The sequence below is a fragment of the Dietzia sp. NPDC055877 genome (assembly GCF_053615975.1).
Window position 1 is genome coordinate 397,232 of record NZ_JBSHCV010000001.1, and the last position, 12,270, is coordinate 409,501.

A 12,270-nucleotide genomic window follows, 5' to 3' on the forward strand; every position below is an offset into this window, starting at 1 on the left:
GGGGTGTGGGTCAGAAGGCGCCGCAGTCGTCCGGGGCGGGGAGCCCGGCGAGCCGGTCATGGACGAACTGCAGCGCCAACGGGAAGTTGGTCACCGCCGCGGCGGCGTGGGTGACCCCCGCGACCGGCGGCGTCGTCTCGTGGTGGAAGTGCACGGTCGCACCCTTCGCACACCAGTCGCGACCCAACTGCTCGACCTGGCCGACGGGGATGATGTCGTCATTGACCCCGCCCGCCAGCATCACCGGGACCGAGGGCGCCGCGTTGCCGATGCGCTGGTGATCGAGTACGGCCAGCGCGGCCGGCTCCTCACGGATGACCTCGCCCAGGCGGCGTCCCGTGGACGTCCACTCGTCGGTGGTCCGGCCGGCGTAGGTCGACCGCAGATCGAGGGTGCACAGCCCGGAGATGTCGTCCAGTGCCGCGCGGCCGCTGTCGTTGATGTTGCGCTCGATCACGTCGCGCAGTGACGGGTAGCGGTCCACCATCCCGTTGATCGCGAATCCGATCGCGCCGGTGAGGGTGGAGCCGTCGATGTGATCGAGTACCGCGAGCAGGTCCGCCGGCGGCGCCGAGGCGTAGGCCGCCCGCAGATCGACGTCCGGGGCGTAGTCCGGCGCGAGTTCGGCGGCCGCGGCCGAAGCACCGCCGCCCTGGGAGTGGCCCCAGAACAGCACGGGTGCCTCACCCGCCAGGGATCGTGCCGCGCGGGCGCCGTCGAGCATGGCGTGCGCCTGCTCCACACGGTCGGAGTACGTGTGGACCCCCGGCGTGCCGAGACCGATGTAGTCGATGACCATCACCCGGAACCCCTGGGACGCGAGCGCGAGAGCGAACGCCTCCTCATACGACGGGACCGCACCACCGGTCTGCGGGTTGACGCCCACCGCGGATTTGATGTTCCGGGACGGCGCGCATGCGTCGCCCTGGCCCTGGGTCCCCGGCCCGATCACCACCGTCGGCCGCGGCCCGGCGCCCGTCCACGGGCCGGTGGAGTCGTACAGCGCCGCCGAGGTCGCGACGGGCGCGCCGTGGACGTCCGCGGTCTGGTAGATCAGCCGCTGGGCGCCGGCCGGTAGCGGCGAGGCCAGCGGTGGGAGCCCGGGGACCTCGACGGCCAGCGGCAACGAGGTGGGTTCAGTGCGCAGGACCGTGCCGGGTTCGGCGGCGGGCAGTCCGGAGGTGTCGTAGAAGCCGCCGGGCTGATCGAACCGCTCTCCGGGCGTGGCAGCGGCCGCTGCCGACGTTGTCGTCGTCGTCATCACGGCGGGCATGGCCGTCGCGCACAGGGTGAGGGACGCCGCCACGGCGACCCCCGCGCGGCGCCGTCGGCGGACCGGATTCGAGTGCTGGCTCATGCCCGGATGCTAGGACCGTCAACACCGCGCGGCAGGAGATCGAGGATATAGAGGACAGTGCCGCGTGCCCGTACGTGCTGTTTCCGCAGGACCTATAGACTGGACCGGTCGAAGTGACGCTTCCAGGCGCCGCTTCGAAAGCGAGACGAAGAGGAGCCCATGACGGACACCACGCTGCCGCCCGAAGCCGGGGGACACGACCGCATCGAGCCGGTCGACATCCAGGCCGAGATGCAGAGAAGCTACATCGACTACTCGATGAGCGTCATCGTCGGGCGCGCGTTGCCGGACGTTCGGGACGGCCTCAAGCCCGTGCACCGCCGCATCCTCTACGCGATGTGGGACAACGGCTACCGCCCGGACCGCAGTTACGTGAAGTCGGCCAAGCCGGTCGCCGACACGATGGGTAACTTCCACCCGCACGGCGACTCGGCGATCTACGACACGCTGGTGCGCCTGGCCCAGCCGTGGGCGATGCGCTATCCGATGGTCGACGGCCAGGGCAACTTCGGTTCCCGCGGCAACGACGGCGCGGCCGCCATGCGTTACACCGAGTGCAAGATGACCCCGCTCGCCATGGAGATGGTGCGGGACATCGAGAAGAACACGGTCGACTTCCAGCCGAACTACGACGGCAAGACGCAGGAGCCCGTGGTCCTGCCGTCCCGTGTTCCGAGCCTGTTGATCAACGGCTCGAGCGGTATCGCCGTGGGTATGGCCACCAAGATGCCGCCGCACAACCTGCGCGAGGTCGCGGAAGCGGTCTACTGGGTGCTCGAGCATCCTGACGCGACCGAGGAGGAGTCGCTCGAGGCGTGCATGGCACGCATCAATGGCCCGGACTTCCCGACCGCCGGGTTCATCGTGGGTGACCAGGGGATCAAGGACGCCTACCGCACCGGACGCGGCTCGATCCGCATGCGGGGCAAGACCTCCATCGAGGAGGAGGGCAGCCGCACGGTCATCGTGATCACCGAGCTGCCGTACGAGGTCAACCCGGACAACATGATCCTGTCGATCGCGGAGCAGCTGCGCGACGGCAAGATCGCCGGCATCTCCAAGATCGACGACGAGTCCTCGGACCGCGTCGGCCTGCGCATCGTCATCACGCTCAAGCGGGACGCCGTCGCGAAGGTCGTCCTCAACAACCTGTACAAGCATTCGCAGCTGCAGACATCGTTCGGCGCCAACATGCTCTCGATCGTCGAGGGCGTCCCGCGGACCCTGCCCATCGACCAGCTGGTGCGCCTGTACGTCACGCACCAGATCGAAGTGATCGTCCGCCGCACCCAGTACCTGCTGGACGAGGCCGAGAAGCGCGCCCACATCCTGCGCGGTCTGGTCAAGGCACTCGACGCGCTGGACGAGGTGATCGCGCTGATCCGCCGGTCCGAGACCGTCGACATCGCGCGCCAGGGCCTCAAGGACCTCCTGGACATCGACGACGACCAGGCACAGGCGATCCTCGACATGCAGCTGCGGCGCCTCGCGGCGCTCGAGCGGCAGAAGATCATCGACCAGCTCGCATCCATCGAGCTCGAGATCGCGGACTACAAGGACATCCTCGCCCGGCCCGAGCGCCAGCGCGCGATCGTCGGCGACGAGCTCCGCGAGATCGTCGAAAAGTACGGCGACGACCGCCGTACGGTCATCATCCCGGCCGACGGCGACGTACGCGACGAGGACCTCATCGCCCGCGAGGACGTGGTGGTCACGATCACCGAGACCGGGTACGCCAAGCGGACCCGCACCGACCTGTACCGCGCCCAGAAGCGCGGCGGCAAGGGCGTGCGCGGTGCGGAGCTGAAGCAGGACGACATCGTCCGCCACTTCTTCGTCTCCTCGACACACGACTGGTTGCTGTTCTTCACCACCAAGGGCCGCGTCTACCGGATCAAGGCGTACGCACTGCCGGAGGCCAACCGCACCGCGCGCGGCCAGCACGTGGCCAACCTGCTGGCGTTCCAGCCGGAGGAGCGGATCGCCAGCGTCATCCGGATCAAGGGCTACCAGGACGCTCCGTACCTGGTCCTGTCCACGCGGAACGGTCTGGTCAAGAAGTCGCGTCTCGAGGACTATGACTCCCCGCGTTCGGGCGGCCTCATCGCCGTCAACCTGCGTGATGGCGACGAGCTCGTCGGCGCGGCACTCGCCGGCCCCGACGACGACCTGCTGCTGGTCTCGGAGAAGGGCCAGTCGATCCGCTTCCACGCCAACGACGACACGCTACGCCCGATGGGCCGCGCCACGTCCGGTGTCATGGGCATGCGGTTCAACGACGGCGATGCACTGCTGAGCATGTCCGTCGTGCGGGCCGACACCTCGGACCAGGAGAAGTACTTCCTCCTGGTGGCCACCGAGCGCGGCTACTCCAAGCGCACCGCGCTGAACGAGTACACGGCGCAGGGACGCGGCGGCAAGGGCGTGCTCACGCTCATGTTCGATCCCAAGCGCGGCAAGCTCGTCGGTGCGACGATCGTGGAGTTGCAGGACGAGCTGTACGCCATCACCTCCAGCGGTGGCGTGATCCGTACGTTCGCCAAGCAGGTCCGCAAGGCGGGTCGCCAGACCAAGGGCGTGCGCCTGATGAACCTGGCCGAGGGCGACGCGTTGCTGGCCATCGCCCGTAACGCCGACGAGCCCGACGAAGAGGACCGGTCCGAGGCCGAGTCCGTCGAGGAGGCGTAAGCCATGACCGAGCCGACCGATCCGGCCGCCAGCGGCCCCACACCGAAGGGGTCCGCCCCGGCGCCCGGTTACGGCGCCTCGGGGGACACCTCCGCCACCGCGTCATCGGCCGGGTCGACGGCCTCGACGCCGGCGTTTTCGTCGTCGTCGGACCCGTCACCGGGCGCACCGGCGGTCGCCCCGACCGACACGACCCCGAGCAGTGCGGAAACCACCCGGTTCCCCGCCGCCACCCAGCACCGCGCCGAGGGCGGGTTCGGCGGGGTCTCCACGGCTCCCTCCGGCGGCGCCGCCGGACGCGCCGCACCGATCATCTCCCCGACGGACCGCCGCGGTCCGCTCGAGTCGGTCCTGGTGCTGCGCCGGATCGATCCGTGGTCCGCGTTCACCACGGTCCTGGGCCTGATGTTCGCGCTCTATCTCGTGTGGATGGTCGCGATCGGCGTGACGTACCTGCTGCTGTCCGGCATGGGCGTCTGGGATCGCCTCGGTGGGCTCCTGTCCGGCGTGGCGGGTGACGAGTCGGCGTCTGTCATCGGGCCGTCGACGATCTTCCTCTACAGCGGTGGAGTCGGCCTGCTCAACGTGCTGCTGTTGTCGATCCTGTGCACGCTGGCCGTGTTCATCTACAACCTCGCCGCCGGCCTGACCGGCGGAGGCGTGCAGGTGACGCTCGCCGACCGGCGAAACTGACCGTCTCGGATCGCGACTCCGGACCGCCGAAACGATGCAGGTCGGCGGCCGATTTGGGGTAATGCGAGGGCGTCGGGTAGATTAATCCATCGGTACGAGGGCCTATAGCTCAGGTGGTTAGAGCGCCAAACTGATAATTTGGAGGTCGGAGGTTCAAGTCCTCCTAGGCCCACTCCGACAGGCAGACGCCGGATCCGCAAAGCCGGGTCCGGCGTTTATGCTTGGAGGTACGCATCGGCCACCTCGCCGATGTGCGGGGCCTTAGCTCAGTTGGTAGAGCGCTGCCTTTGCAAGGCAGATGTCAGGGGTTCGAATCCCCTAGGCTCCACTGAAATCAGACGCGTCGCCCATGCCCCATGCCAGGCACGCAGTTCGCACGCCGCCCCCTTTCGGCGGAGAGGCAGACCGTGGAAACGACCCCTCGACCCTCGTGGCGCCCCTTCGTCCTGATCGCCCTCGTGGTGACCGTGGCGCTGGCCTCCAGCGCGACCCCCACCCCGCTCTACGTCGACTATCAACAGGCGTGGGGTACCAGCGGCACCATGATCACGGTCGTCTACGCCGTGTACGCCCTGGCCGTGCTGATCCCGCTGCTGCTTCTCGGCAGGCTCTCCGACGCGGTCGGGCGCCGGCCGGTCATCCTCGCCGGGCTCGTACTGCTGGCGGTGAGCATGGCGGTCCTCGCCGCCGCGCCGAACGTGGGCTGGCTCATCGCGGCCCGCATCACGCAGGGCGTGTCGGTCGGGCTGATCACCGGCCCCGCCGCGGCAGCGCTGATCGAGCTCCACCCACGCCGTGATTCCCGGATCGGCGCGCTCACCAGCAGCTCAACCACGAACTTCGGCATCGCCGGCGGTGTTCTCCTCTCGGGCGCGGTGGCCACGGTGTCGTCGTCGCCCCTGACCCTCCCGTACCAGGTGATCGCGGCGGCGACCCTGGCCCTGCTCGCCGCGGTGTGGGCGTGCGTGCCGGAGACCGCCGGCGGTTCCTCGACCGTGCGCGAGTCGTTGCGGCTGCGGCCGCCGACCGTGCCCGCGCGGATGAGGTCGACGTTCGCGCTGGCGGCGATCTGCGTGATCGTCTCGTGGTCGGTCGGCGGAGTGTTCCTGGGACTCGGCGGGGCCATAGCGCGCGATCTGCTGGGCCGATCCGATTACCTGGTCACCGGCCTGGTCGTGGCGGCGCTCCAGGGCGCCGCGGGCGTCGCGCAGTTGGTGTGGAACCTGCGCGCGGGGCCGGACCAGTGGCGGCGCGGCATGAGCGTCGGGGTGGCGCTGCTGCTGCCGGGGCTCGTCGTGGCCTCGTTCTCGCTGGAGTGGCGCACGGTGCCGGGATTCCTGCTCGCGGCCCTTCTCACCGGACTGGGGATGGGCCTGCTGTTCCTCATCGGCACCACGCTCGTGGCACAGAGCGCTCCCGCCGAGGCCCGGGGGCAGGTGTTCGCCGCGCTGTACCTCGTGGCGTACACCGCGCTCGGGGTGCCCGCCGTGCTCGCGGCGCTGGCCGCCGAGCGGATCGGACTGATCCCGGCGTATCACCTGTTGGCGGCGATCGTCGGTACGACCGGTCTCGTGGCACTGGCGGTGGTGGCTGTACGAGGTCGCGGGCGCGAGCGCTGACGCTACTGCGCGACGGGGGTCGCGGAGGCGCGTCGTAGGAAGGCGGCTCCGAGGAAGCCCAGGGCGAGGAACGCCGCGGCCACCAGCATCGCCCACCGACTGGCGTCGGCAAACCCGTGGGCCAGTGCGTCCACGGCCGCGGCCGTGTGGTCCCCGAGCGGGCCGGCGTCACCGTGGTCGCGGAGCACACCGATGGTGCTGCCGGCGGACTGACGAGTCGACTCCGCGAGCTGATCGGCCGGGCCGCCGGCGAGGCCCGCGTTCTCGAGGGCCGCGGGCAGCGTTCGCGCCAACGAGATGGACAGGGCGGCGCCCGCGAAGGCGGTGCCGAGCGCCGAGCCGATCTGCCGGACCGTGCTCTGGGTGGCCGAGCCCTGCCCGGAGATGGCCACCGGCACGTCACGGAGCACCGTGCCCGTGAGCTGGGCGGAGGCCAGGCCCAAGCCCAGGCCGTACACGGTCAGCGGGATCGCGACCAGCCAGGCGTGGGTGTCGTCGCGGATGACCAGGACCAGGGCCAGGACGCCGATCAGTTCCAGCCCCAGCCCGATGAGCACCGTCCCCGGGGAGCCGAACCTGGCGGCCAGATGGCGGGCCGAGGCACCCGACAGGAATGCGCCGAACGCCATCGCGGCCAGCACCAGGCCCGCGCTGATCACCTCGAGACCGAGCACGTTGACGAGGTAGAGCGGCAGGATAAAAAGGAGTGCGAACTCGCCGACGGCCACCGTGCCGGCGGTGAGGTTGCCCCACGAGAAGGTGCGGAGGGAGAACAGCGACAGGTCGAGAAGGGCGGACCGGCGGACCTTCTCGCGGTGGCGTTCCCACAGGATGAACAGTGTCAGGGCCACCGCGGCTATCGCGAGAGCGACCGGGGTCGCCGAGACGGGGGCGTCGGCCGGCCAGGTCAGGCCGAACAGGGACAGATCGGCCTTCGGGGTCCACCAACCCAGGTCGGGGCCCTCGATCACGGCGAACACCAGGGCGCCGAACCCGATCGCGCTGAGCAGTGCGCCGTCGACGTCCACCCCTGGACGGGCCTTCTCCCCGCGCGTCTCGGGGACCGTGAAGACCACCGCGACGAACAGGATCGCGCCCAGCGGGAGGTTGACGAGGAAGATCCAGTGCCACGAGGCCCACTGGGTCAGCGCGCCGCCGAGCAGTGGCCCGATCGCCGCGGCGGCCGAGATCACCGCTCCCCACACCCCGAACGCCGCGGCCCGGTACCGGCCGCGGAACAGCGTGTTCACCGACGACAGGGTGGCGGGCATGATGAACGCCGCGCCGACCGCCTGCACCGCGCGGGCGGCGAGTAGCGGTCCCGCCGACGAGGCGGCCGCCGCCAGCAGGCTGCCGCCGACGAACACCACGATGCCGGCCAGGACGAGGCGCCGCCTACCGAGCCGGTCGGCGAGGGTGCCCGTCGAGAGCAGAAGGGCGGCGAGCAGGACGGCGTAGAGGCTGTTGACCCACTGCGCGTCGGTCAGGTCGAGGCCCAGGTCGACGATGATCGTGGGCAGCGCCACGCCCACTATCGTGCCGTCCAGCACGATCAGTCCGAGGGCGATCGAGAGCATGGCCAGCCCGGCCCAGTCCCGGCGCGAGCGGGCGGCTACGTCCGCGACGTCATCCGGCAGCGTCGATTCCGGGGTGATGGCGTCATCCCCACCAGGGGCATGCTTGGTCATGGCCCCATCTCATCATGTAGACACCTCGGTCACATCGTGAAAGAGGATGATGTCGGCCTCAACCGAAAGGTTGAGGCCCCGGGGCGGCGTGGCAGGGCTGGTCGAGCCGGGCCGTCAGTTGCTGAGCGACTGGGCCGCGGCCACCATCCCGACGGCGGCGAGCCCGGTGCGCAGCCGGTCCGAGGCCATCAGTGCGGCGATCCGCGGCCGGGTGATCTGCTCCTGCGCGATGCTCGCGTGTAGCGGCACCACACCGGCCGTGATGACCGGGCCGGCGAGGCTGCTCGCGCACGCCACCGCCGTGGCAACCCGCCCGGTGCGCTCCCCGGACCGCACGGACCCGTACGTCGCCCAGACGGCCGCACCCAGCGAGGTGGCGTAGAGCGTCAGCGCGACCGGCGCGATGCGTCGGGCGTGGTCGGACTGCCGTTCCGCGATGCCGTGGGTGGTGCCGTCGAACAGCTGGGGGTACACCACGGAGCTGACGATGGACTGGAACCCGAGCGTGATGGCCGAGGTGGTGAGCAGCGCGAGGCGGCCCGCACGCAGGGTCGGATCGGACGCGGGCCGACGACGCTTCATGCCCGCCAGGCTACCCCTCCCGTGACCGTGCCAGGAGCTGACGGCCCTCGCCGTCGTCGGTCACCGCACGTGCGGTGCGCAGCACGACGCGCCACCCTCGGTCGGGCGCGTCCACCGGGCCGCGTCGCTCGAACTCCCACCTGCTGGCGGTGACCCGCAGCACCGTGTACCGGCCCGGTCGTGAGGACCGCACGACGAGCTGGGTGTACCCGGTGGCCACGGCACGTTCGCCGCTCAGCAGCACCACCGGCAGGCTCGGGATGTGCCCACAGCCGTGGGCGATGAGTCCCTGGTGGTCGTCGCCGTTGACCATCTCCCTCAATCCGTCGTGGCCGTCCAGACGACCGGTGTCGACGTCGTACACGCCGTCGGAGGTCCACAACTCGGCCACGCCCTCGGCGTCGCCGGAGTCGACGCGGGGTGAGTAGGAGCCGAGGATCCGCAGGATCGCCAGCTCGTCTTCTGCGGCGGCCAGGCGGCCTTCGGTCTGGTCGATCCGGGCCTCGACGGAGGCGAGCCGTGCGTCGAGGGCGTCCAGGCCGGGGGTGTCGGAGGGAGAAGTCATGTCTTCCATATTAAAGCGCCGTCTCAATCGGTGAACACGTTATAGTTTTCCTCATGACGGACACTTATTCGGACACCAGTCCATCGATCGTCACGGCCGATGTCGTGGTGGTGGGGATGGGTATCGCGGGAGCGTGCGCGGCCATCGAGGCGGCCGAGGCCGGCTCGACGGTGATCGTGCTGGAGGGTGCCTCCGGGCCGGGCGGCTCGTCCGCGCAGTCCGGCGGCGAGGTCTATCTGGGTGGCGGCACCGCCACTCAACAGGCGCTGGGCATCTCCGACACGGTGGAGGACATGCGCGCGTTCCTCACCGCGGCGCTCGGCCCGAACGCCGACGAGGCCAAGATCGAGGCCTACTGCACCGGCGCGGTCGAGCACCACGACTGGCTCGTGGCGCACGGCGCGGTCTTCAACCACAAGCTGTGGGACACCCCCACCTGGATGCCCGGCGACGACTCGGGACTGATGTGGATGGGCGAGCGCGCCGAGCCGTACGCCTCGGTCGCGAAGCCCGCCGCGCGCGGCCACCGCCCGCCCGGCCCCAACTTCGCCGGCAACCTCCTCATGGACGCGCTCGTGGCCACCGCCGAGAAGGTCGGCGTCACCCTCCAGTGCGACATCAAGGCCCGGTCGCTGATCGTTGAGGACGACGAGGTGGTGGGCGTGCGCGCCACCGAGTTCGGTGCGGAGCGCGAGTACCGCGCCACCGGCGGCGTCGTCCTGGCCACCGGCGGGTTCGTGGACAACGAGCGCATGATCGAGCAGTGGGCGCCCCAGCAGCTGGGCAAGGACGCGGTGTCCGACGGCCGTGACGACGGCTCGGGAATCGAGATGGGCATGGAGATCGGCGCCGCGGTGCGCCGCATGCACCAGACCGAGACCGCGATGCTCATCATCCCGCGCCTGGTCGTGGGCGCGATGCTCGTCGACGGCGACGGCCAGCGCTTCATCAACGAGGAGGTCTACCCGGGCCTGTACTGCCACGCCGCCGTGCATCATCGCCGGCCGCCGGTCTGGGTGATCATCGACGAGAAGGGCATCGAGGACGTCCCCGAGTCCGAGCTGTGGGGGATGCAGCCGATGCACGCCGCGGAGACCATCGAGGAACTGGCCGCGGACTGCGGCCTGCCCGCCGACGCGCTGGCCGACCAGCTCCGCCGCTACAACGCCGGCGCCGAGCGCGGCGAGGATCCGCAGTTCGGTAAGAGCGCGGGCTGGGTGCGGCCGCTCGAGCCGCCGTTCGGCGCGTACCCCACCGGCGCCGGCGGGCCGGACAGCTTCAACGGCCTGCCGCTCAAGGCGCAGGGCTTCACGCTCGGCGGCCTGCACACCGATCTGGACGCGCGGGTGCTCGACCGCGCCGGCGAGCCGATCCCGGGCCTGTTCGCGGCCGGGCGCTGCACGCACGGCCTGCACGGCGACGGCTACATCTCGGGTACGTCGCTGGGCGACGGCTCGTTCTTCGGCCGCCGCGCCGGTCGCGGGGCGGCCGCGTGCTCGTGAACGAGGTCGACGGGGTCGTGGCCGCGTCGGGCGGGGCCCCGGCGCCCGGGGCCGTGCGCAGGGCACGCCCCGAGATCGACCTGGGCCCCCTGGATCCAACACGTGGCCCCGGGGCACCCGTGGATCGTGCCGACGACGACGAGGCCGGGCTCTTCGCCTTGGTCGATCAGGTGCGTCGGATTCGTGCCCTGACCACCGGCGGGATCTTCGACACCGACCTGGGTCCGCTCACCGAGCGGCTCCGCGGGGTGGCCGACGAGTTGGAGGCCGCGTCGGCGACACCGCAGCACAGGTTGGAGACCATGTGGTCGAATCGTCGCTACATGACCAACTGCCCGGTGGTCGGACGGGCGAACCTGGTCGCCCTGCCGGCGGAGTACGAACTCCTCGAGGACGGCACGCTGCGGGCGGAGTTGACCCTCGGGATCGAGTACCAGGGCCCGCCCGGCCGCGTGCACGGGGGAATCGTCTCGCTGCTGTTCGACGCGGTCCTGGGTCGGGCGAACCATCACGCGGGCACCACCGGGATGACCATGTACCTGGACATCGACTACCGGGGCGCCACCCCGCTCCTGGAGCCCATCGTGGTGACGGGCCGTCCGGTGCGAGTGGAGGGCCGCAAGGTGTGGGCGCAGGGGGCGATCCACGCGGGCAACCGTCTCTGCGCCACCGCGGAGGGGCTGTTCGTGAGGCCCGAGGGCTGGGTTCGGGACGGCGGACACTGACCGTCCGAGTAGATTCGGACGCGTGACCGCCAGTAACGAAGCCGAACAGAACCAGGTCGGCACGGCCGATCCCGCCGCCGCGAGCAGCGAGGGGATACCGCTCCTGCCGCAGGACGAGACACCCTCCGGCTCCACGGAGCTCGCTCGCGAACTGCGGCGCCTCCGCGGCCTGGTCGCGGGCTCGGTGTACGAGGACGTCCATGACGCGGTCCGGACGGTCCGTGAGCTGGCCGATCATCTGGAGGCCGTGGGGAAGCCGGTCCGTCCGAAGGATTACGGAACCTGGGGCACGCCCGAGCACATCGGTGCCAACCCGGCGATCGGTCAGCGCAACCCGGTCTCACCGCCGCTGGAACCCGTGGTGTTCCCCGACGCGACTGTGCGCGCCGATCTCGAGCTCGGGATCGAGTATCAGGGCCCTCCCGGCTGCGTGCACGGCGGGATCGTGGCGCTGCTGTTCGACGAGATGCTGGGGCTGGCCAACGCCGCGTCCAAGAGCGTCGGCATGACCGCGGACCTGCGGATCACCTACTCCTCGCCCACGCCGCTCTATGCGCCGCTGCGGTTCGAGGCCCGGCAGGACCGCGTGGAGGGCCGCAAGATCTGGGCCAGTGCGACCCTGCATGCCGGGGACACGCTGTGTGCCAGCGCCGAGGGCCTGTTCGTCGAGCCCCGCGGCATCCGGGACGACGAGCGCAGCCGGCCCATCGAGGGCTGACCCGCGCGAGGGCCGGCCCATCGAGGGCTGACCCGCGCGAGGGCCGGCTTGCGCGAGAGTTGACCCGCGCCGTTGATAAGCGGGTTCCGCACAGGCCCTCTCGGCCGATATGGGCGGAACCCGCTTATCGACG

The 12,270-nt window shown here is 70.6% G+C and carries 10 protein-coding genes and 2 tRNA genes; 8 read left to right on the forward strand and 4 right to left on the reverse strand.

All coding sequences use genetic code 11. The annotated features are described in order from the left end of the window. Positions 1-10: 10 nt before the first annotated feature. Positions 11-1,357 carry an alpha/beta fold hydrolase gene (locus ACWGLC_RS01860; protein ID WP_452098314.1) on the reverse strand — a complete coding sequence of 449 codons (1,347 nt, stop codon included), beginning with the start codon at positions 1,355-1,357 and terminating at the stop codon, positions 11-13. Between the two features lie 159 nt (positions 1,358-1,516). Between ACWGLC_RS01860 and gyrA the strand changes: the two genes are divergently transcribed. The 5 genes from gyrA to ACWGLC_RS01885 all read left to right on the forward strand — a co-directional run bounded on the left by gyrA (position 1,517) and on the right by ACWGLC_RS01885 (position 6,357). Beyond that, positions 1,517-4,045, forward strand: coding sequence for a DNA gyrase subunit A (gene gyrA, locus ACWGLC_RS01865; protein ID WP_452098315.1), 2,529 nt, complete (start codon positions 1,517-1,519; stop codon positions 4,043-4,045). A 3-nt stretch (positions 4,046-4,048) separates the two neighbouring features. Further along, positions 4,049-4,738 (forward strand): DUF3566 domain-containing protein, encoded by a 690-nt coding sequence (locus tag ACWGLC_RS01870; protein ID WP_344995637.1) that lies wholly within the window; start codon positions 4,049-4,051, stop codon positions 4,736-4,738. Between the two features lie 98 nt (positions 4,739-4,836). Continuing rightward, positions 4,837-4,910 (forward strand) — tRNA-Ile (locus ACWGLC_RS01875). Between the two features lie 83 nt (positions 4,911-4,993). Continuing rightward, positions 4,994-5,066, forward strand: a tRNA-Ala gene (locus ACWGLC_RS01880). Between the two features lie 79 nt (positions 5,067-5,145). After that, positions 5,146-6,357, forward strand: coding sequence for an MFS transporter (locus ACWGLC_RS01885; RefSeq protein WP_452098316.1), 1,212 nt, complete (start codon positions 5,146-5,148; stop codon positions 6,355-6,357). Positions 6,358-6,359: 2 nt separating this feature from the next. Here ACWGLC_RS01885 and ACWGLC_RS01890 read toward each other — a convergent pair whose 3' ends face one another. The 3 genes from ACWGLC_RS01890 to ACWGLC_RS01900 form a co-directional block, all read right to left on the reverse strand. Then, positions 6,360-8,045, reverse strand: coding sequence for an MFS transporter (locus ACWGLC_RS01890; protein ID WP_452098317.1), 1,686 nt, complete (start codon positions 8,043-8,045; stop codon positions 6,360-6,362). Between the two features lie 114 nt (positions 8,046-8,159). Next, on the reverse strand, positions 8,160-8,627 hold the full coding sequence (locus tag ACWGLC_RS01895) for a hypothetical protein (protein ID WP_344995646.1): 468 nt from the start codon (positions 8,625-8,627) through the stop codon (positions 8,160-8,162). Between the two features lie 10 nt (positions 8,628-8,637). Continuing rightward, on the reverse strand, positions 8,638-9,192 hold the full coding sequence (locus tag ACWGLC_RS01900) for a nuclear transport factor 2 family protein (protein ID WP_344995649.1): 555 nt from the start codon (positions 9,190-9,192) through the stop codon (positions 8,638-8,640). 53 nt (positions 9,193-9,245) lie between these two features. On the opposite strand from ACWGLC_RS01900, the gene ACWGLC_RS01905 reads away from it, so the two are divergent. The 3 genes from ACWGLC_RS01905 to ACWGLC_RS01915 are packed head-to-tail and all read left to right on the forward strand — an operon-like array spanning position 9,246 to position 12,137. After that, the gene (locus ACWGLC_RS01905; RefSeq protein WP_452098318.1) at positions 9,246-10,694 is read left to right on the forward strand and encodes an FAD-dependent oxidoreductase; all 1,449 of its coding nucleotides are present in this window, start codon (positions 9,246-9,248) and stop codon (positions 10,692-10,694) included. Continuing rightward, a complete protein-coding gene (locus ACWGLC_RS01910; RefSeq protein ID WP_344995655.1) occupies positions 10,685-11,419 on the forward strand; it encodes a PaaI family thioesterase in 735 nt (244 codons plus the stop codon). The genes ACWGLC_RS01905 and ACWGLC_RS01910 overlap by 10 nt, the downstream gene beginning before the upstream one ends. 22 nt (positions 11,420-11,441) lie before the next feature. Further along, positions 11,442-12,137 (forward strand): PaaI family thioesterase, encoded by a 696-nt coding sequence (locus ACWGLC_RS01915; RefSeq protein WP_452098319.1) that lies wholly within the window; start codon positions 11,442-11,444, stop codon positions 12,135-12,137. The last annotated feature ends 133 nt before the right edge of the window (positions 12,138-12,270 follow it).

Excerpts from the sequence above, each read along its gene's own strand:
- ACWGLC_RS01860 (WP_452098314.1), bottom strand. The coding sequence starts at position 1,357 with ATGAGCCAGCACTCGAATCCGGTCCGCCGACGGCGCCGCGCGGGGGTC.
- gyrA (WP_452098315.1), top strand. The coding sequence starts at position 1,517 with ATGACGGACACCACGCTGCCGCCCGAAGCCGGGGGACACGACCGCATC.
- ACWGLC_RS01870 (WP_344995637.1), top strand. The coding sequence starts at position 4,049 with ATGACCGAGCCGACCGATCCGGCCGCCAGCGGCCCCACACCGAAGGGG.
- ACWGLC_RS01890 (WP_452098317.1), bottom strand. The coding sequence starts at position 8,045 with ATGACCAAGCATGCCCCTGGTGGGGATGACGCCATCACCCCGGAATCG.
- ACWGLC_RS01895 (WP_344995646.1), bottom strand. The coding sequence starts at position 8,627 with ATGAAGCGTCGTCGGCCCGCGTCCGATCCGACCCTGCGTGCGGGCCGC.
- ACWGLC_RS01900 (WP_344995649.1), bottom strand. The coding sequence starts at position 9,192 with ATGACTTCTCCCTCCGACACCCCCGGCCTGGACGCCCTCGACGCACGG.
- ACWGLC_RS01905 (WP_452098318.1), top strand. The coding sequence starts at position 9,246 with ATGACGGACACTTATTCGGACACCAGTCCATCGATCGTCACGGCCGAT.